The following is an 18314-nucleotide window of genomic DNA, read 5'->3' on the forward strand; positions in this document are numbered from 1 at the left end:
TAGATATCGTTACCCAGGCCGCCGGTCATGGTATCGGCACCGCCATTGCCAATCAGCAGGTCGTTGCCGATGTTGCCCGTGAGGGCGTTGTCGAGCCCATTGCCAATACCGGTGAAATCGGCGCCGCCGTCGAAGACCAGGTTTTCGATGGTGCCACCCAGGGTGTAACTGGCCAGGGTCGTCACCAGCGAATCCACGCCGCCGCCATCCGCCTCGATCACCAGATCCCCGACGTTGTCGACGTTGTACGCATCGTTGCCCAGGCCACCGACCAGGGTGTCGGCTCCGGCACCACCGACCAGCACGTCATTGCCGGCACCGCCGGCGATGACGTTGTCCAGCGCGTTGCCGATGCCGACGAAGTCGCCGCTGCCGCCGAAGAACAGCCCCTCGACATTGGCCCCCAGGGTGTAGGTGGCCAGGGCGGTCGACACCGTGTCGTGCCCGCCGGCGGCCAGTTCGGTCACCGTGTCGCCGGCCTCGGTGACCACGTACATGTCGTTGCCGACGCCGCCGACCATGACATCCGCACCAGGCCCACCGATCAGCAGATCGTCGCCGCCCTCGCCAACGAGGGTGTCATCGCCCGGGCCACCGGACAGCGTGTCATTACCATCACCACCGTTGATCAGGTCAGCGCCGATGGTGCCGACCAGGTTGTCGGCAACGGCCGTGCCATTGATCAACGCACCGACAACCGCCGTGGCAGACGAGGTGAGCGATTCAAGGGTACCGCCATCATCCGTGAAGCTGGCCACCACCCGCAGGGTCTGCCCGACCTGCGCCGCGGTCGGGGTAAATCCCGGCTGCGTCGCCCCCGCGATATTGCTGAACCCGGTCGGGCTCGCCGCATCGCTGACCTGCCACTGGTAGCTGAAGACCGTATTGGTGAGGCCATCCGGATCCGAGATGCTGCCACGGGAGGCGACCAGCCCCAGGCTCTGGGTCGGCGAGACATCACTGATGGCCGGGGTTCCCGTCGGCGCATCGTTGGCCGTCGGCACGACGGCCGGCGTGACATTCGAGAACACGGTCTCCAGCACACCGTGGGCATCCCGGTAGATCGCCTTGACCCGCAGGGCGAGGCCCAGCTGATCCGTGGTGAGGCGGAAGGTCTTGCCGCTGGCCCGGGCCAGTTCGCCGGCTGCGAAGGTGGTGATGTCCTGGAACACCCCCGAACCCGCGGCGGTTTCGGCCTGCCAGTAATAGCTCACCGGTCCGGTCACGCTGCCGCCGGGATTGTCGGCATCGCTGACGCCGTCGATGAAGGCCTGCATCAGTGCCCCGACATCCGGGGTGCTGTCGTTTACGGTCACCACCCCGGTCGGGGAGGCGTTACGGCCTGTCACCAGGAGCTGGCTGCTATCGGAGAACTCCAGTTGCTCGATACCGGTCAGGGTGTCCACGCCATCGGCGCCGACATTGTCGGTGACCGTCACTATGTCATCGTGCTGGTCGGCCGTGCCGCGATCGTTGATGGTCACGGTGTAGTCGCTGGCAAGGCCGCTGAACACCGCGCTGTCGATCGAGTCGTCGCCCTGCAGAATCTCCCTGACGGCCACCAGCTGTCCCGCGCTGAAGGTGCCGTTGACCATCTGCTGCACCATCTCGGTCATGCTGTTGAAGCTGGCGATCTCGGCACCGGTACCGTCGGCATTGGCGCGCACGCTGATGCGCACGTTCAGCCACTTGTCGCCGTCGATCAGGTCGTTGCCTTCACGGCCTTCGATGATGTCGCTGCCGCTGCCGCCGAAGATGATGTTGCCACCATCGAAGAAGCTCACGGTGGGCGTTGCGACGGTCCCGAGCACTTCATTCAGGTAGGCCTGCAGGCCGTTGATCAGCGCGATGTTGGTCAGCACGCTACCCTTGGCGCCTGCAGTCGGCAGGGTGAGCGGACTCGCGTTGTCGCCCTTCAGCACGTCACCGAAGGCCGAACCGGAAATCCCCTCGACGAAGTCCATGCGGGTCAGCACCGAGGCGCCCGAGCCCGGCAGCGCCGGCTGGTCGAAGAAGCGGCCATCGATGTCGACGGTGACGCCCATGGTGTTGTTCTTGAAGCTCGCCCAGTCATAGCCGGAGCCGCCAACATAGCGGTCGCCCATGCCCACGCTGCCGACCATGATGTCGTCACCGCCCTCGGCGTTGAACTTGTCGTTCTCGCCGCTGCCGATGTAGATGTCGTTGCCTGGAATCGGGTCGTTGCCGGCAGGGTCGAAGTTGTCGCCGGGCGCGCCATCGGACGTACCGGCCTCGATCCAGTCGTCACCCTCGTTGCCCATGTCCTGCTCGTTGGCCTTCGAGCCCAGGATGAAGTCGTTGCCCTGGCCGCCGAAGGCTTCGCTGGCGTCTTCACCGGTGATGATGAAGTCGTTGCCGAAGCCGCCGAGGATCAGGTTGACGCCATTGCCGCCCTGGATCACGTCGTTGCCGTTGTCACCCTTGATGTTGTCGTCGCCCCCCAGGTCCGTGATGATGTCGTCGCCGTCGCCACCATTGATCATGTCGTTGCCGTAGCCGCCATCCAGGCGGTCGTTGCCACCGTCGCCGTAGAGGGTGTCGTCACCTTCGCTGGAACGCAGGATGTCGTTGCCCGCCGAGCCGCCCAGCACCACATGCTCTACGCCGGAATAGCGCAGGTAATTGGTGTCGGGCCCCACAGTCGCCGGGTTGTCGCGGCTCACCTCCGGCAGCAGCGGGTTGTTGCCGAGCGGGTCGGAGTTGCCGGCTATGCCGTCCGTGCCGACCACGTCATCCAGGGTGCCCTGGATGCCATCCGGGCCCGGATCGTTCAGCCCGGTGTGCTGGACCAGCGGGTTGACCTCCAGGGTAAAGGCCGGGGTCAGGAAGGCAATGCCCGGCAGGTGCGTGGCATGGGTGTTGGCCATGATCAGTTTGGCGAAGGAGTTACCCTCCAGCTCGGCGTTGAAATTCAGGCCGGCGGTGCGTTCCAGGTAGTAGAAGCGGTCTCCGTCCTGGAGTTTCTCCAACTGGTTCTCGAAGACGAAATTGAAGGTCGAACCCAGCATGCCGCCGAAGGGGGTCACCTTCTCGGCCAGGCCGCCGATCCAGAAGTCCACCGTATCCAGGCCGGTGGTGGCCGCCGGGCCATTGAGGAAGTCCAGGCGGTCGGCGGGCGCGCCGGCTCCGCCGAGGACGATGGCGGTTGCCGCCGCGCGCTTGTCGACCAGGGTCGTGGCCGCGGTGATGCTGGCATGGGTGCCATAGGCCGCGATGAAGTTGATCAGCGACTCCGCATGCTTGAGGTGCATCGCGAAATCGGCCCAGCTGGTGTACGGCTTCAGGTTGCTGTCGCCGGTAGCCTCATAGAACTGCGCACGGGCGTGGTTGAGGGACGGAACCCCGGTATCACGGCCCCGGGCGATGTTCAGCGCCGCCAGGTCGAGCGGCAGGCCCACCAGATTGTTGCGCAGCGCCTCGGTGACGAACTCGTCGATCTGGTTGCCCACGGTGCGGGTCACGCCACGGACGATGGCGCTGGTGGCGTCTTCCGGGGTCAGGCCACTGGCGGCATAGGCCAGCGGGTTGAGGAAGGCGGCGATCAGGCCCAGCTGCTGGTCGTTGGTCGGGTGCAGCGGGTCGACCGTGACCGGATTGAAGTTGGCGTCGAAGCGATCGACCGTTTCGGTCAGCATCGAGTGGCCGAAACGGTAAACCGTGTGAGCGAACTCGGCGACGATCGAGGGATCGAGGTCGACGTCATAGACCTGGGTCGGCGCGAAGAAGAGGTCGATGTTCGGCTGGATGGTCCGCGCGAACTCCTCGAACACCAGGTGCTGGTACTGCATTTCCGTACCGAACTTGGCGGTCTGGAACAGGCGCTCGCCATTCCACTGCAGGGCATCGATCTGCGCCTGGGTGGTCGGGAAGGTGCCGACCGGAGTCAGCAGCCACTCATTGATGAAAGCCAGGTCGTTGCTGGCCAGCACCGTGGCCTTGGTTTGTGCCACCAGGCGGTTGTGCTCGGAGTGGAAGATCGCATGCACCGCGGTCAGGCCGATATTTTCGTTGACCCGGCCGTCACCGGCCATGTAGTGCGCGTCCAGCAGCTCGTTGTCGTAGGTCCCCGCAGCCGGCGTCGTACCGACGTTGACGATGCTGTCTGCGTCGGCGGTAAGGCCGCCGGTGGGATCGGCCGCGTGGGCGATATCGATGAGGAACTGGTGCCCGGTGCTGACCGCCCCGGTCAGGCTGATGCCCACTCCGCCGTTGGCGGCCGGGTTGCCTTCTATCAGCTCGTCGTCAGGGGTGCCCGGCAGGCCATCCGGACCGACGAACACCACCATCGGGAAGCCGTTCGGCCCCTTGATGAAGTTGCCGTAGTCATCGGTGGCCAGCAGCGGCACGTCGAACACATTGGCATCGGTCAGGTTGATCCCGAGTACGTCGCGGGCCTGCGCCTTGACCACCGCCCAGGTGGCCATGCCGCCGATCTCAACATCGTCGGGGGTACCGAACTGACCATCGGCGCCCAGGTTACGGTTGGTGACCAGCTCACCGGTGGCCACCGGACCATTCGCGGTCAGCACGTACTCGCGCAGGAACACCTGGTGCGACGGGTGCGAGCTGTAGGTCTGGTTCTGGTCGACGAAGGGCGAGGTGGTGTTTTCGTTCTGGCCGGGCACGCCGCCCACCTGGGTGGCGCGGGTGAGGACCATGAAGTTGGTCGGGCTGCCGACGACGAAGCGCGGATCATCCGGCTGCAGGGGGATGAACACCGTGCCACTGCCACCCTTGGTCACCAGGTCCAGGCCGTGGTCGAAGAACTGCCCGAAGAAGGTCATCCAGGCGTTGAACGGTGCGGTCAGGCCCGCGTCGGGCATGACGTTGGGGATGAAGTTCACCTGCTGGTCATCGGCGGTACCGAACAGGCCGTCCAGGCCGGGGCTGGTGACCAGGGTCGAGCCATCGGTTCCCGCCGCCGCGGCCACCGCCGACGGGTTGTTGTTGGTCTGGTCGACGATCAGGTTGCTGATGGTGCGCGGATCGCTGTCCACCACGCTGGTGGATGAGTTGTAGTTGGTATTGGTGACCCCGAGGAACGGTGCTTCATCGTTCTCGTTGGTGAACTCCGGCGGCAACAGGCGTGGGAAGGTGTTGTCAGCCGCACCGAACTGGCTCTGGTCGATGCCGGAGAACTCCAGCAGGTTGTTGAACTCGCCGGTCACCGTGCGCAGGCCGGCCGAAGCACGCACGTTGGGCACCAGCGACAGCAGGTCGGCACCCGCGGCATGGGCCTCGGCGATGCGGATCTGGTCGAGGATGAAGTTCAGGTCCGAACGCACCAGTTGTATGCCGGGCCCGCTTTGCGCGACCCCGGGCCCCGGGTCGGGGACGAGGGTGGGAGGCGGCGGCGTGAAGGGCGCCACGGCGTCGGTCGTCGCGGAGAACACCTGCTCGGTCACGCCATTGGCATCCGCGTAGACCCCCTTGACCCGCAGCGCAAGCCCGGCAAGGTCCGGGGTTATCCGGAAGCGAATGCCATTGGCGCTCTGGAAGGCCAGGTCACCCGCCGGCGCGGCGACGATGTCTTCGAATACCCCTGAACCAGGGATCCGCTCCACCTGCCAGACGAAGTTGACGTCGGTGATGGTGCCGCCGGGGTTGTCGGCATCGGTCACGTCCGCGCTCGACACGGTGAGGAAGTCGCCGACCTCCAGCGCCCCGCCATTGGTGTCGGTGATGGTCAGTGCGCCCACCGGCTCGGCATTCAGGCCGGGGACCAGCACGATGGCGCCATCGGCGAACTGCACGCGTTCGATGTTGGTCAGCCGGTCGCTGCCGTCGCGCCCGACCACCAGGTCGGTCACGGTGAAGGAGCCATCGGCGTTGGCGACGATGTCGTACTCGGAATTGAGGCCGGAATAGTTCGCCGTGTCGAAGTCCGCGGTCCCGGTCAGCAACTCACGCACTGCGACCAGTTGGCCGGGGGTGAAGGTGTGGTTCAGCATCAGCGGGATGAGGTCGACCATGCTGTCGAAGCTGGCGATCTCGGCCCCGGTACCGTCGGCGTTGGCGCGCACGCTGATGCGTACGTTCAGCGAAAGGTCGCCATCGATCAGGTCGTCGCCGCCGCGGCCTTCGATGATGTCGCTGCCGCTGCCGCCGAGGATGATGTTGCCGGCGCTGAACTGGTCGTCCGCCGTGCCGACTATTCCATCGGCGCCCGCTGCCGCGGTACCCAGGAAGGCCCGAAGGCCGGTGATCAGGTCGAGGTTGGCCAGCACGTTGCCGGTGGCCGTGGTGCCGGCCAGGGCGGCGGCATCGACATTGTCGCCGCGCAGGATGTCGGCGAAGTCCGAACCCGACAGCCCCTCCACTTCGGCGAAGCGGTCGAAGATCGAAGCGGGCGATTGCGCCACGGGGAAGGCCAGGTGGTCGCCCACCTCGCCAATGCCGAGAAAGGCCGCCAGGGCCAGGTCCACGGTGACGCCGATCCGGTCGTTCTTGTAGATGACCCAGTCATAGCCGGACATGCCGTCCATCTTGTCCTGGGCATCGCTGCCGACGAAGATGTCGTCGCCGCCCTCGCCGATCATCTCGTCGAAGCCGCCACCACCGATGAAAATGTCGTTGCCGATGACGTTGTCAGCCAGCAGGGGCGCGAAGTTGTCGCCGGGCGCGCCATCCTGGGTGCCCTTCTCGATCCAGTCGTCACCTTCGTTGCCGGTAGGCGGCAGGCTGGTCTTGGCGCTGTAGATGAAGTCGTCGCCCTGGCCGCCGAAGGTGGTGGAAATGTCTTCGATGGTGACGATGAAGTCCTTGCCATCGCCACCCAGGATCAGGTTGCCGGCCCCGCCGGCCATCATGTTGCCGACCACTATCACGTCATTGCCGGCACCACCCTCCATGCGGTTGTCGCCCCCGGCATCGGTGAGGATGTCGTCGCCGGCGCCGCCCATCACGGTGTCGTTGCCGTAGCCGCCTTCCAGTTCGTCGTTGCCCTCATCACCGTACAGGGTGTCGTCGCCTTCGCCGGAGATGATGATGTCATTGCCGAGGGTGCCGCCGAGGACTACATGGTCCTCGCCGGTGTAGTGCAGGAAGTTGGTGTCAGGGCCGACCGTATTGGGGTTGTCGCGGATCACCAGCGGGATGATCTCGACCGCGCCGATCGCGGTGCCGCCAGTGGGATCGTCGCGGCCGGTAAGCCCCAGGCCGGTATGCTGGGTGGCCGCATTGACCTCGAGGGTCCAGGTCGGGGTGGAGAAGATCGCGTTCGGCAGGTGGAGGGCATCGGTGTTGTTCATCACCAGCTTGGCGAAGGAGTTGTTCTCCAGTTCGGTGCCGAAATTCAACCCCGCGGTGCGTGACAGGTAGTAGAAGCGGTCGCCGTTCTGCAGCGACTCCAATTGCGTCTCGAAGACGAAGTTGAAGGTGGAGCCGAGCATGCCGCCGAAGGGCATCTTCTCCTCGGCCAGGCCGCCGATCCAGAAATCGACCGCATCCAGGCCGGTGATGGTCACGCCATCCGCGCCGCTGGCCCAGGCACCGGTGCTGTTCAGGAAGTCCAGGCGGTCGGCGGCTACCAGGCCATCGGCGTTCTGATCGGTCCCCAGCACCAGTTCCATGGCGGCCAGGCGTTTGGCAGCCAGGGTCGTGGCGCCGGTGATGGAGGCATGTGTGCCATAGGCCGCGATGAAGTTGATCAGCGACTCCACGTGCTTCAGATGGTCGGCGAAGTCCACCCAGCTGATGTAGGGCGTCAGCTGCTCGTCGCCGGTCATGTGATAGAACTCGCGGCGCGCGGCGTTCAGCGAAGGCACGCCGGCATCGCGGCCACGGGCGATGTTGATCGCGGCCAGGTCAAGCGGCAGCCCCACCAGGTTGTTGCGCAGGGCCTCGGTAACGAACTCGTCGATCTCGTTGCCGACCTGACGGGTCAACCCGCGGACGATGGCGCCGGCCGCCTGCTCCGGAGTCGGGCCGCTGACGGCGAAGGCCAGCGGGTTGAGGAAGGCGGAGATCAGGCCCATCTGCTGGGCGTTGGTCGGGTGCAGCGGATCGGCGAAGACCGGATTGAAGTCGGGATCGAAACGATCCACGGTTTCCAGCAGCATCGAGTGGCCGAAGCGGTAAACCGTGTGGGCGAACTCGGCGACGATCGACGGATCGATGGTGGTGTCGTAGCCGGTGGGCGCCAGGAACTCGTCCACCTGCGGCTGGATGGTGCGGGCGAACTCCTCGAACACCAGGTGCTGGTACTGCATCTCGGTGCCGAACTTGGCGGCCTGGAACAGGCGCTCGCCATTCCATTGCAGGGCGGCGATCTCGGCCGGTGTGGTGGGGAACGCCGCCGGTGCGGTGCCCGGCAACAGCCAGGGGGTCAGCTCGGCCAGGCTGCCCGAGGCCAGCAATGTGCTCTTGGTCTGCTCGACCAGGCGGTTGTGCTCGGAGTGGAACACATGGTGCACGGTGGTCAGGCCGATGTTCTCGTTGACCCGGCCGTCGCCGGCGATGTAGTGCGCATCCAGCAACTCGTTGTCGTAGGTCAGCGGATTGCCGTCATCGCCGATGATGTTGTCCGCATCGGGCGTCAGGCCGCCGGTCGGATCGGCGCTGTGGGCGATGTCGATGAGGAACTGGTGCCCGGTGCGCACGGCATTGGTCAGGTCGATCGGCGCCAGCGGGTTACCTTCCACGAGGACATCATCGGCAGTCCCGGCGACGCCATCGAACCCCTTCATCACCACCTGCGGGAAGCCATTCGGACCCTTGATGAAATTGCCATAGGCGTCGGTGGCGAGTAGCGGCAGGTCGAACACGTCGGCATCGGTCAGGTCGATCCCGAGGATATCGCGGGCCTGGGCCTTGACCACCGCCCAGGTGGCCATGCCGCCGATTTCCACATCGTCGGTGGTGCCGAAAAGCCCATCGACGCCCAGGTCACGGTTGGTGATCAACTTGCCGGTCGCCATTGGCTGGCCGGCCGCATTCAGCTCATAGGCACGCAGGAATACCTGGTGCGAGGGGTGGGAGGTATAGGTCTGGTTCTGGTCGACGAAGGGCGAGGTGGTGTTCTGGTTCAGGCCCGGTCCGCCAAACTGGGTGGCGCGGGTCAGCACCATGAAGTTGGTTGCGCTGCCCGGCACGAACCGCGGGTCGTCCGGCTGCAGCGGAATGAACACGACGTCATTGCCGCCCTTGGTCACCAGGTCCAGGCCGTGGTCGAAGAACTGCCCGAAGAAGGTCATCCAGGCGTTGAACGGTGCCGACAACCCGGCATCCGGCGCGACGTTGGGGATGAACAGGGTCGAGGTGTCATCCGCCGTGCCGAAGATCCCGTCGAGGCCGGGGCTCGCCACGGTAGTGGAACCGGGGGTCTGCGCGGCGGCGGCCACCGCCGCCGGGTTGTTGGCGGTGAAGTCGACGATCAGGTTGCTGATGATCCGCGGCTGACTGTCGAACACCGTACCGCTGGTCTGGGTATAGCTGGTGAGCGGCGAGCCCGGTACGAAGGGATTGCTCTCGGCGGTGCGGAAGACCGGGTCGAGCAGCCGCGGGAACAGGTTGTCCGCTTCACCGAACGCACTCTGGCCGAACACCAGGTTGTTGAAGGAACCGTCGATGGTGCGCAGTCCCCAGGGCACCTGCACGTTGGGCAGCAGGTCACGGAGGTCCTGGCCGGCAGCGTGGGCTTCGGCGATGAGAATCTGCTGGAGGATGAAATCCAGGTCCGACAGGTTGAAGTTGGCCATTTTGCTGATTCCTCAATTCCGACTGCTTAGGGGCGTGCGCCATGGCAGCAAGGACGGCACGCCACGCTTTCGACTTGACTGCGGGATTTGGGGGACTAGATGACGCCTACCTTGAAGCGACGCTGGTGCTAGCGCGATTCATGCTCTTCAGCAGGAGGTTCTATCCCTGAGAGTGACGGCGAACTGACGCCGGCGCCGGGGTCATGGCCCCGGCGGGCCGTGATATTCGGTGAGGTGCAGCGAAGCGGGTGGAGCCGCCCCCTGGAGTGAGACTCGCGAACCAGCGTTCATGAAGTTCTCCCTAGCCTTCATTGCTCCCTGGCCAGGCCGCAGCACCCTCAGGGTGCAGTTGCTGCATCAGGAAACAATTTCTTACACACCTGAATAAAGATTCGGCCAAAAACACTGTCAAGCGACCGTCGAATTGACGTTTTACGCACAAAAACACAACTCAACTATTTGTTTTATATTGAGTTTTCATCGTAATAACTTCTTACAAAGATGATAATGCTTGGCACTTCGGGGCCATCCCCCCCATTTCGGGGGCCATCACAAATTCATGAAAAGCCCGATCTAGAGCCTTTGCGGCAGGCGCCATCCGTTAATCCGCTGTTTGCCACCGTCCGGAGGAGGCAGGCGGAAACTTGCCAGATCATGAATTCTGTGAGTCAAAAAACCGTGCTTTCTGCCCGATCCGTCGGCCGGGGATGGCCCTGGGGGAAGGTGTCGGCCCGGCGGGAAAACCGGGCCACAGGGATCAGGCCACGCGGACGCTGGCGCTGCGGCTGGCCACTTCCAGCTCGCCGATCTTCTCCAGGCGCGCCCGCACTATGTTACGGCTGATGCCCAGCAGGCGGGCCGTCTGCAGCTGGTTGCCATGGCAGAAGCGGTAGGCACTGCGGAATACCTGCTCCTCGATCCGCTCATAGAGATCCGGCAGGTTCTGTTCGAACATCGCCTGCAGGGCCGCTTCCAGGTCAGCGGGCCGCGCGAGCTGGAGCGGCAGGTCCTGACGCGCCGCCGCCAGGCGTATCTCCACCAGATTGAGGTCGCCCGGCTGGACCTGGCGATTGCGGCACACCAGCAGCGCGTGGTGGATGGCGTTCTCCAACTCACGGATATTGCCCGGCCAGCCATGGGCCAGCAGCTTGCGCTCGGCGTCCGCGCTCAGGGTTGCCGGGGTGTAGCCGAGGCGCCGGCAATGCTCACCGAGGAAGAACTCCGCCAGGGGCAGGATGTCGCCCTTGCGCTCACGCAGCGGCGGCAAATTGATGCTGGCCACATGCAGCCGATAGAAGAGGTCCTCGCGGAAATGCCCGGCGATCACGGCGTCCGCCAGATTCACATTGGTCGCGGCCACCAGGCGAACGTCGATGGGAATCGGTGTACGCGAACCCAGCCGCACCACTTCCCGCTCCTGCAGCACCCGCAGCAGCTTGACCTGCATGTTCAGCGGCAGGTCGCCGATCTCGTCGAGGAACAGGGTGCCGCCGTTGGCCGCCTCGAACCAACCGGCCTTGCTGCTGGTGGCGCCGGTGAAGGCGCCCTTCTCATGGCCGAACAGCTCGCTCTCCACCAGGGTCTCGGGGAAGGCGCCGCAATTCACAGCAACGAAAGGACCGCTCGCGCGCCGGCTGAGGCTGTGGATATGTCGGGCCACCAGTTCCTTGCCGGTTCCGGTCTCGCCGGTGACCAGCGCATTGGCCTCGCTGGGGGCCAGGCGCTCGATGCGGTTGAGCAGTTCCCGGGACGCTGGGTCCTTGAACACCAGCACGGTGGCACGCACGGACTTGGTCAGTTCACGGGCATTGGGGTGGGTAAGCAGAGACATGGTGCATTCCTGGCATCCGAAAGCGCAGGGGGATGATGCCCGAAACCCATATAGATAAAATAATTATTAATTGATATTTGCTTATTCCATTTATTTGATTAGCCCACGAAAGTGTTGCCCCAGCAACACCCCAGCAGCACAACTGTTGCCAATCGACCAGCGAGAACCCGGAAAACAGCGCCGAACTGCCCTGATTCCGCACACTTTGCGCCTTGGTACGCCCCTTGCTCTGCCCTGCTGCACACAGCGCAACATCACAAGGGATACCCCCATGACCAAGCCGATAAAAGTGGTCGCCGTCACCGGCAGCACCTTCCGCCCCTCCCGCACCCTGGTGCTGACCCAGGCCATAGTCAACGAACTGGGCAGGCACCTGCCCATCCACAGCCACCTCATCGAATTGGGCGATATCGCCCGCTCGGTGGGCGGCGCCCTGTCGCGCAAGGAACTGCCGGAGACCGTCGAGCACGAACTGCGCGCCATCGAGACCGCCGACCTGCTGGTAGTGGCCGCGCCGGTCTATCGTGGCTCCTACCCGGGCCAGTTCAAGCATCTGTTCGACCTGGTCGACCAGGGCGCCCTGATCGACACCCCGGTGCTGCTCGCCGCCACCGGCGGCAGCGAGCGCCACGCCCTGGTCCTCGACCACCAGCTGCGCCCGCTGTTCAGCTTCTTCCAGGCCCTGACCCTACCCATCGGCGTCTACGCCTCCGAGGCTGACTTCGCCGACTACCAGATCGCCAGCGATGCCCTGAAAGCCCGCATCACCCTCGCCGCCGAACGTGCCGCGCCCCTGTTCATCGGCAACGCCGCCGACCTGCTGAAGATCGCCTGAAGGACCTGACATGAACGTTTCTGGTTTCTCCCCACCCACGGCGACGGTCATTTCCTCGGCACCAGCCAGGGCGCCCGACCGGTCTCCCTGCCCTACCTCAAGCAGGTCGCGCAGGCCGCCGACAGCCTCGGCTACCACGGCGTGCGGATCCCCACCGGCCCCTTCGGCGAGATGATCGCCAACGACGCGCGGCCCAGGGCCGCCGCGGGCTGAACCGCCTCGCCCCTTCCCCGCGAAGGGGCACTTCGACGACAAGAACATCACCTGAAGAGGTACTCCGCGTGAATGCCCCGCAGCATCTCACCCTCCCCTCGCCCCTGGAGGTCGCCCGTGAGCTGGCGGCAGGGTTCGCCGAAACCGCCGCCGAGCGCGATGCCCGCGGCGGCACGCCGAAGGCCGAACGCGACGCCATCCGCCAGAGCGGCCTGCTGTCGCTGATCATTCCCCAGGCTTATGGCGGCCTGGGCCAGGACTGGCAGACCACACTGAACGTGGTACGCGAGTTCGCCCGGGTGGACAGTTCCATCGCCCATGTCTTCGGCTTCCAGCACCTGATGCTGGCCACGGTGCGCCTGTTTTCCCGCCCCGAGCAGTGGCAGCCCTGGTTCCAGCTCACCGCACGCAACCGCTGGTTCTGGGGCAACGCCCTGAACCCGCTGGACACACGCACCACGGTGAAGAAACAGGACGGCTGGCGCGAGTTCTCCGGCAAGAAAAGCTTCTGCTCCGGCGCCCTGGATTCGCAGATGCTGATCGCCTCGGGCCTCGATGAAGAAACCGGCAAGCTGCTGATCGCCGCCGTCCCCACGGCGCGCAGCGGCATCAGCCTGGCGGACGACTGGGACAACATGGGCCAGCGCCAGACCGACAGCGGCAGCGCCACCTTCGAGCGGGTACGGGTCGAGGAGAACGAACTGCTGCTGGACCCGGGCCCGCTGAGCACGCCCTTCGCCTGCCTGCGCCCGCTGATCGCCCAACTGATCTTCACTCACATCTTCCTGGGCATCGCCGAAGGCTCCTTCGAGGAAGCGCGCGCCTACACCCTCAAGGAAGCCCGTCCCTGGTTCAAGTCAACGGCCAGCCAGATCGGCGAAGACCCCTATGTGCTGGCCCACTACGGCGAATTCTGGGTCGGCCTGGAAAGCGTGCGTGCCCTGGTGCAACGGGCCGCCACCCTGCTGGATGCCGCCTGGAACCAGGGCCCCGACCTTGGCGACGCCCAGCGCGGCGAACTGGCCCTGGCCATCGCCACCGCCAAGGTGGCCGCCACCCGCACCGGCCTCGACCTGTGCAGCCGCCTGTTCGAAGTCACCGGCGCGCGCTCCACCCACGCCGCCCTGCGCCTTGACCGCCATTGGCGCAACCTGCGCACCCAGACCCTGCACGACCCGGTGGACTACAAGGTCCGCGAGCTGGGCGAGTGGGCCCTCAACCAGACCCTGCCGAAGCCGACCTTCTACTCATGAAAGCACCGCGCCAAACTTCCTCCAGCCTGCTCACCCTGCCCCCCTCCCCGGCCCTGGCCACCTCGGTGCGGGCCACCGCCCAGGTCTTCGAGGACCCGAAGTCCCAGGCCCTGCTGGCGCACCTGCAGCAAGTGGCACCCAGCGAGGCCAGCGTGTTGATCATCGGCGAGACCGGTACCGGCAAGGAGCTGGTGGCGCGCCATGTGCACAACCTCAGCGGCCGCCGCAACGGCCCCTTCGTGGCGGTCAACTGCGGCGCCTTCTCCGAATCCCTGGTGGAGGCCGAGCTGTTCGGCCATGAGAAAGGCGCCTTCACCGGCGCCCTGGCGGCCAAGGCCGGCTGGTTCGAAGCAGCCAACGGCGGCACCCTGTTCCTCGACGAGATCGGCGACCTGCCCATGCCCATCCAGGTCAAGCTGCTGCGGGTGCTGCAGGAGCGCGAAGTGGTGCGCCTGGGTTCGCGCAAGAGCATCCCCATCGATGTGCGGGTGCTGGCCGCGACCAATGTGCAACTGGAGAAGGCCATCAACGCCGGCCACTTCCGCGAGGACCTCTACTACCGGCTCAACGTCGTCAGCCTGGAACTCAGCCCGCTGCGCGAGCGCCCCGGCGACATCCTGCCGCTGACCCGCCACTTCATTGACGAATACAGCCGCCGCCTCGGCTACGGCCGCAGCGAACTCGCCCCCGAGGCCGAACGCAAGCTGCGCGGCTACTCCTGGCCGGGCAACATCCGCGAGCTGGAGAACGTCATCCACCACACCTTGCTGATCTGCCGCGACGGTGTGATCCAGGCCGCCGACCTGCACCTGTCCAACCTGCGCATCGACCGCCCGGACGAGCCCCGCGCGACAGAAGGAGGCGCCGAAGCGCAACTGCAGCAAGCCTTCCAGCGGCTCTTCGAAGAACAGGCCGGCAACCTCCACCAGAAGGTGGAAGACGCGCTGCTGCGGGCGGCCTACCACCACTGCCACTACAACCAGGTGCACACCGCCAACCTGCTCGGCCTCAGCCGCAATGTCACCCGCAGCCGCCTGATCGCCATCGGCGAACTGGTGGTGAGCCGCCGTGGCGTGCAACGCATCGACGGCCAGCGCGACGTGCAGCTCTCGGTCTGATCGCTCAGCTCGGCCGGGACGCCCCGACGGGCAGCAGCTCGGGGGCCTCGCACTCCTCAGGCTCCATCGAGCCGTCCTCGGCCGAGACCTGGTCGCCCGCTGCATCCAGGCCCACCACCGCAATGACCCGGTAGCAGTCGACCTCCTCCTCCAGCGGCAAGGCGAACAGACGCACCGCTTCCGGCAGCGCGATCCGGTGCACCTCCTCGCCGAGGGCGAGGCCATCGCGAAAGGCCTCCAGATGCAGTTCCGCGGCTACTGCGTCGCCGTCTTCGTCGCGACTCAGCACGGCGACGAAACTGTCCTCGTCGTCGAGCGGCTGCAGCCAGTGCCCACGCAGCTGCACCTGTGCCGCCGGCGCGGGGGCGGACAGGGCCGATCCGATCAGGCAGCAGGCCGCCAGGGCACGGATGGAAAGCCCCATCAGCGACTGCTCAGCTGGACATGGCCGGCCGGCGTCGGCAGGCCGAGCCAGTCCTGCCAGCGCCGCAGGTCGCCCCGCGCCTTCTCGAACAGCGCGCCGGCCTGCACGCCTTCCAGGGCGTTCACGCACTCTTCCGGCAAGGCCTCTTCGCGCAGGCAGGGGTTGCCCGGCGGCAGCTGGGTACCCGACAGGTAGGTGACGAGGAAGTAGGTGGCCGCATCGTCCGAAGGGAAAATATGCTTGCCGCCGGTATGCAGCCAGCCGCGCAGGGCTTCGGTGAGGTTGTCGGCATAGGCCCTGGCGTCGGGGGTGAAATCGACCCGGGTGCAGTCAGTCAGGTAGAGGTGGCTGGCACTGTCCCCGGCGACCTTGCCGAACAGGGTGCAGTACAGGCTCACGTAGCTCCCCTCCATCACCGGCCCGGGAAATTTCTGCGGGTCGCCATGCAGTTTCGCCTGGACGTTGAACAGCTCGTCGGCGCCAGGGAGTTCGACGACCACGTCATCGGCGAAATCCACCCGCACGGCGAGGATCTCGCCACTGACGATGAGCTTGCGGCCCTTGTCGAGCGGGTCGATGGCCGCCTCGTCGCCTTCGTAGAGTCGCGCCAGTTTCGAACTGGGCAGGCGCTCCACCGGATTGACCATCGACAGGCTGTTCAGCGCCGACGTCCCGCCCGCCAGGGCGCTCAGGTAGTCCTGCTCCATGACGTGACGGAAGAAATTCAGCGCGCCGGGATTCACCTCCGGAGGGAGGCGTGCGTCGGGCTGGATCACCGGTTCCGCGTCGGCCAGCAGGTGCAGCAGGCTGAGTGGCTTGTCGGGGTTCCCGGCATGGGTGGCGATATGCACGCCGAGGAGGAACAGCGGCACCGCCAGTATCGCCACGGCCATGCTGCTGCCCTGTTTTCCCGACAGGCTTTCTATGGCCCGCCAGGACGCAGGGCACAGCCAGGCCGCGCCGGACAGCATCAGCGCCCCGCCGATGACGGAACTGCCCATGACCCCGAAGGACAGGACCACCAGGACCGAACAGATGCCCCAGCAGACAAGCCTGATGACAGGTAAGAACTTCATTCGACGCCCCTTCTCGTAGCAAGACCGATCCCGGTGTCTCCCGGCAGGCCATGGCCTGCATCGGGTCATCCGCGGGATGGCCGGATTCTCGAAAGGGAGGGGCGGCAATGAAAATCACCAATCCTCATTTGCGCTCAACGCCGCCCTTGCGCCGCGGCGCCACGGGCGACGGCGTCTGCAGGAAGCGGCCAACAGCCCGCGCGGGGCGGGCAATGAACATTTTTGATTCGCATCGGGCCTGCGGCGACTTCGACAATCGGCGCGACAACCGCAATGGAAGGTTCGCAATGCTGGTCCTGTGTCGCACTCCCGGGGAAAGCCTGGTCATCCAGCGCTCGCCGGATACCCTCACCCGCATCAAGGTCGTCCGCGTGCAATGGCCGATGATCGTCCTCGCCATCGAAACCCTTGGCCTGGACGGAGCGCTCATGGAGCGCCGCGAACTCCGCCTGCGGGAAACCTCCTGAGGGCGGAGTTCGCGGCACCGGTCCTTTCAGCGGCTCAGGCAGCGGAGGTTGTCGATTTCCCGTGCGTAGTAGCAGATCACCCCGCTGTCCGGCACCGGCAGGAACTCCAGGCGCAGCATCGCCCCCGTTGCCAGGCCGTACTGGCGGCCGAAGAACAGGTCCGGGATTTCGCTCATCCGCTCCATCGGCCTGGCGCGGCTGGTATTGGCCTTCTGCAGGCGCAGGTCGAGATTGCGCGTCCCGGAATCGACGACCTCCGCCACCAGGGATCCATAGTTCACCTCCGAGGCGACACGCTCCATGGCGGCGAAGCTGAACATATCGCCGATGATGATCCGCTCCTCCGAGCGGATCAGGGTCCCGTCGTTGAGCAGGATGTCGTTGGCGCCGTGATAGGAAACCCCGCGGGTGTAGGCCGGGCGGTCGATCACCAGGCCGGTCACCGCCAGCAGGGCGAGGCCAGCGAGGATGAAGGCATGCTTGAAGCGGCTCAGCGTCATGGCTGGCCCCTCATGCAGCGCCGGACCATTTCCAGGTGCAGATTGGCCATCGGGTTGTCCTCGAGAAAGATCAGGTTTTCCGTCGAACCGTCGACGCGAAGGCAGCTGAGGTCGTAGAGCCGGTTCGAGCGATTGATCCAGGCGTGCCCGGCGAGGCCTTCCTCACGGGTGTTCAACACCTGCTTGAAGACCTCGCGGCTGCGGGCATTCTCCTCCGCGCTGTCGCCGACGAAGTGGTAGGTCATCGGCCCTACCGGCACATCCTCGATCACCAGGTCGGAGGAGGCGCCGTCGAGCAAGCCGCCGCGATACAGGCCCACCAGGGCGAGCAGGCAGAAGATCGCTGCATAGGCGGGCAGCAACAGCTTGCGCGACTGCAGCAGCGCGATCAGCCGCTGCCCAACGGCGGCGGGCGGAACATTCGCCTCCGGCCGCCCTTCTTCTTCGACGCCGCCGGCCGGCGCTTCGGCGACGGCCGCTGCGGGCGCAGGCTCGGCAGCCAGGTACTGCGCATTGAACCTGTAGCCCCGCCGCGGGACTGTCTGCAGCAGTTCGTGGTCGGTGCCGTCATCGATCAGGTTGCGCAGGGTGAATATCGCCTGATTCAGACTTCCAGCGGCGACGACTCGATTATCCCAGGCGTACTCCATTATCTCGTTGCGGCTCCGGGTTTCTCCCGGAGAATCCAGCAGAAGTTGCAACAAACGTGATTCCGAATAGGAAATCGTCACTGTTCGCGGCTCGCCCGAATTCGAGCCCATATGCAACTGATTGTTCGCGGCGTCGAATAAGACACTATCGCCGCCCTTCAGGAAGAACTGGAACTGGCTTTTCATGAAAGTTCGCTGAGCTAATTGATTTCATTACCCGCGGGAGAA

General features: G+C 65.4%; 10 protein-coding genes and 1 pseudogene. 5 read left to right on the forward strand and 6 right to left on the reverse strand.

Annotated features, from left to right (window positions below):
- Together ACFPU0_RS13700 and ACFPU0_RS13705 are read right to left on the reverse strand one after the other, a co-directional pair.
- Window positions 1-9719 (reverse strand): peroxidase family protein (locus ACFPU0_RS13700; RefSeq protein ID WP_377693620.1); only part of this gene is annotated, 9719 nt, incomplete at its 3' end.
- A gap of 757 nt (window positions 9720-10476) precedes the next feature.
- Entirely contained in the window at window positions 10477-11550 is a 1074-nt protein-coding gene (locus ACFPU0_RS13705; protein WP_377693622.1) for a sigma-54 interaction domain-containing protein, read from the reverse strand.
- A gap of 271 nt (window positions 11551-11821) precedes the next feature.
- On the opposite strand from ACFPU0_RS13705, the gene msuE reads away from it, so the two are divergent.
- The 4 genes and pseudogenes from msuE to ACFPU0_RS13725 all read left to right on the forward strand — a co-directional run bounded on the left by msuE (window position 11822) and on the right by ACFPU0_RS13725 (window position 14969).
- Entirely contained in the window at window positions 11822-12385 is a 564-nt protein-coding gene (msuE, locus tag ACFPU0_RS13710) for an FMN reductase (protein WP_377693623.1), read from the forward strand.
- A gap of 18 nt (window positions 12386-12403) precedes the next feature.
- Window positions 12404-12544 (forward strand): annotated as a pseudogene (locus ACFPU0_RS13715) (alkanesulfonate monooxygenase); the annotation flags it as partial.
- Between the two features lie 122 nt (window positions 12545-12666).
- Entirely contained in the window at window positions 12667-13851 is a 1185-nt protein-coding gene (locus ACFPU0_RS13720; protein ID WP_377693625.1) for an acyl-CoA dehydrogenase family protein, read from the forward strand.
- Window positions 13848-14969, forward strand: a complete 1122-nt coding sequence (locus ACFPU0_RS13725) for a sigma-54 interaction domain-containing protein (protein WP_377693626.1) — start codon at window positions 13848-13850, stop codon at window positions 14967-14969. Before ACFPU0_RS13720 ends, ACFPU0_RS13725 begins: the two co-directional genes overlap by 4 nt.
- Before the next feature lie 4 nt (window positions 14970-14973).
- Here the strand turns inward: ACFPU0_RS13725 and ACFPU0_RS13730 are convergent, their stop codons facing one another.
- Both ACFPU0_RS13730 and ACFPU0_RS13735 read right to left on the reverse strand, forming a co-directional pair.
- On the reverse strand, window positions 14974-15393 hold the full coding sequence (locus ACFPU0_RS13730; protein WP_377693627.1) for a hypothetical protein: 420 nt from the start codon (window positions 15391-15393) through the stop codon (window positions 14974-14976).
- Window positions 15393-16469: a hypothetical protein gene (locus ACFPU0_RS13735; protein ID WP_377693628.1), complete on the reverse strand. Its 1077-nt coding sequence runs from the start codon at window positions 16467-16469 to the stop codon at window positions 15393-15395. Before ACFPU0_RS13735 ends, ACFPU0_RS13730 begins: the two co-directional genes overlap by 1 nt.
- Window positions 16470-16576: 107 nt before the next feature.
- Here ACFPU0_RS13735 and ACFPU0_RS13740 point away from each other — a divergent pair, with 107 nt between their 5' ends.
- On the forward strand, window positions 16577-16936 hold the full coding sequence (locus tag ACFPU0_RS13740) for a hypothetical protein (protein ID WP_377693629.1): 360 nt from the start codon (window positions 16577-16579) through the stop codon (window positions 16934-16936).
- A 26-nt stretch (window positions 16937-16962) separates the two neighbouring features.
- Here ACFPU0_RS13740 and ACFPU0_RS13745 read toward each other — a convergent pair whose 3' ends face one another.
- Complete coding sequence (locus tag ACFPU0_RS13745) at window positions 16963-17436, reverse strand: hypothetical protein (RefSeq protein WP_377693630.1); 474 nt, start codon at window positions 17434-17436, stop codon at window positions 16963-16965.
- Window positions 17433-18272: a winged helix-turn-helix domain-containing protein gene (locus ACFPU0_RS13750; protein ID WP_377693631.1), complete on the reverse strand. Its 840-nt coding sequence runs from the start codon at window positions 18270-18272 to the stop codon at window positions 17433-17435. The genes ACFPU0_RS13745 and ACFPU0_RS13750 overlap by 4 nt, the downstream gene beginning before the upstream one ends.
- Between the last annotated feature and the right edge of the window lie 42 nt (window positions 18273-18314).

The organism is Pseudomonas sp. GCM10022186, assembly GCF_042656385.1.
In the GTDB taxonomy this organism is placed as follows: Bacteria; Pseudomonadota; Gammaproteobacteria; order Pseudomonadales; family Pseudomonadaceae; genus Metapseudomonas.

Coding starts and splice junctions, on each gene's coding strand:
- ACFPU0_RS13705 (WP_377693622.1), bottom strand. CDS start 11,550: ATGTCTCTGCTTACCCACCCCAATGCCCGTGAACTGACCAAGTCCGTG.
- msuE (WP_377693623.1), top strand. CDS start 11,822: ATGACCAAGCCGATAAAAGTGGTCGCCGTCACCGGCAGCACCTTCCGC.
- ACFPU0_RS13725 (WP_377693626.1), top strand. CDS start 13,848: ATGAAAGCACCGCGCCAAACTTCCTCCAGCCTGCTCACCCTGCCCCCC.
- ACFPU0_RS13730 (WP_377693627.1), bottom strand. CDS start 15,393: ATGGGGCTTTCCATCCGTGCCCTGGCGGCCTGCTGCCTGATCGGATCG.
- ACFPU0_RS13735 (WP_377693628.1), bottom strand. CDS start 16,469: ATGAAGTTCTTACCTGTCATCAGGCTTGTCTGCTGGGGCATCTGTTCG.
- ACFPU0_RS13740 (WP_377693629.1), top strand. CDS start 16,577: ATGAAAATCACCAATCCTCATTTGCGCTCAACGCCGCCCTTGCGCCGC.
- ACFPU0_RS13745 (WP_377693630.1), bottom strand. CDS start 17,436: ATGACGCTGAGCCGCTTCAAGCATGCCTTCATCCTCGCTGGCCTCGCC.
- ACFPU0_RS13750 (WP_377693631.1), bottom strand. CDS start 18,272: ATGAAAAGCCAGTTCCAGTTCTTCCTGAAGGGCGGCGATAGTGTCTTA.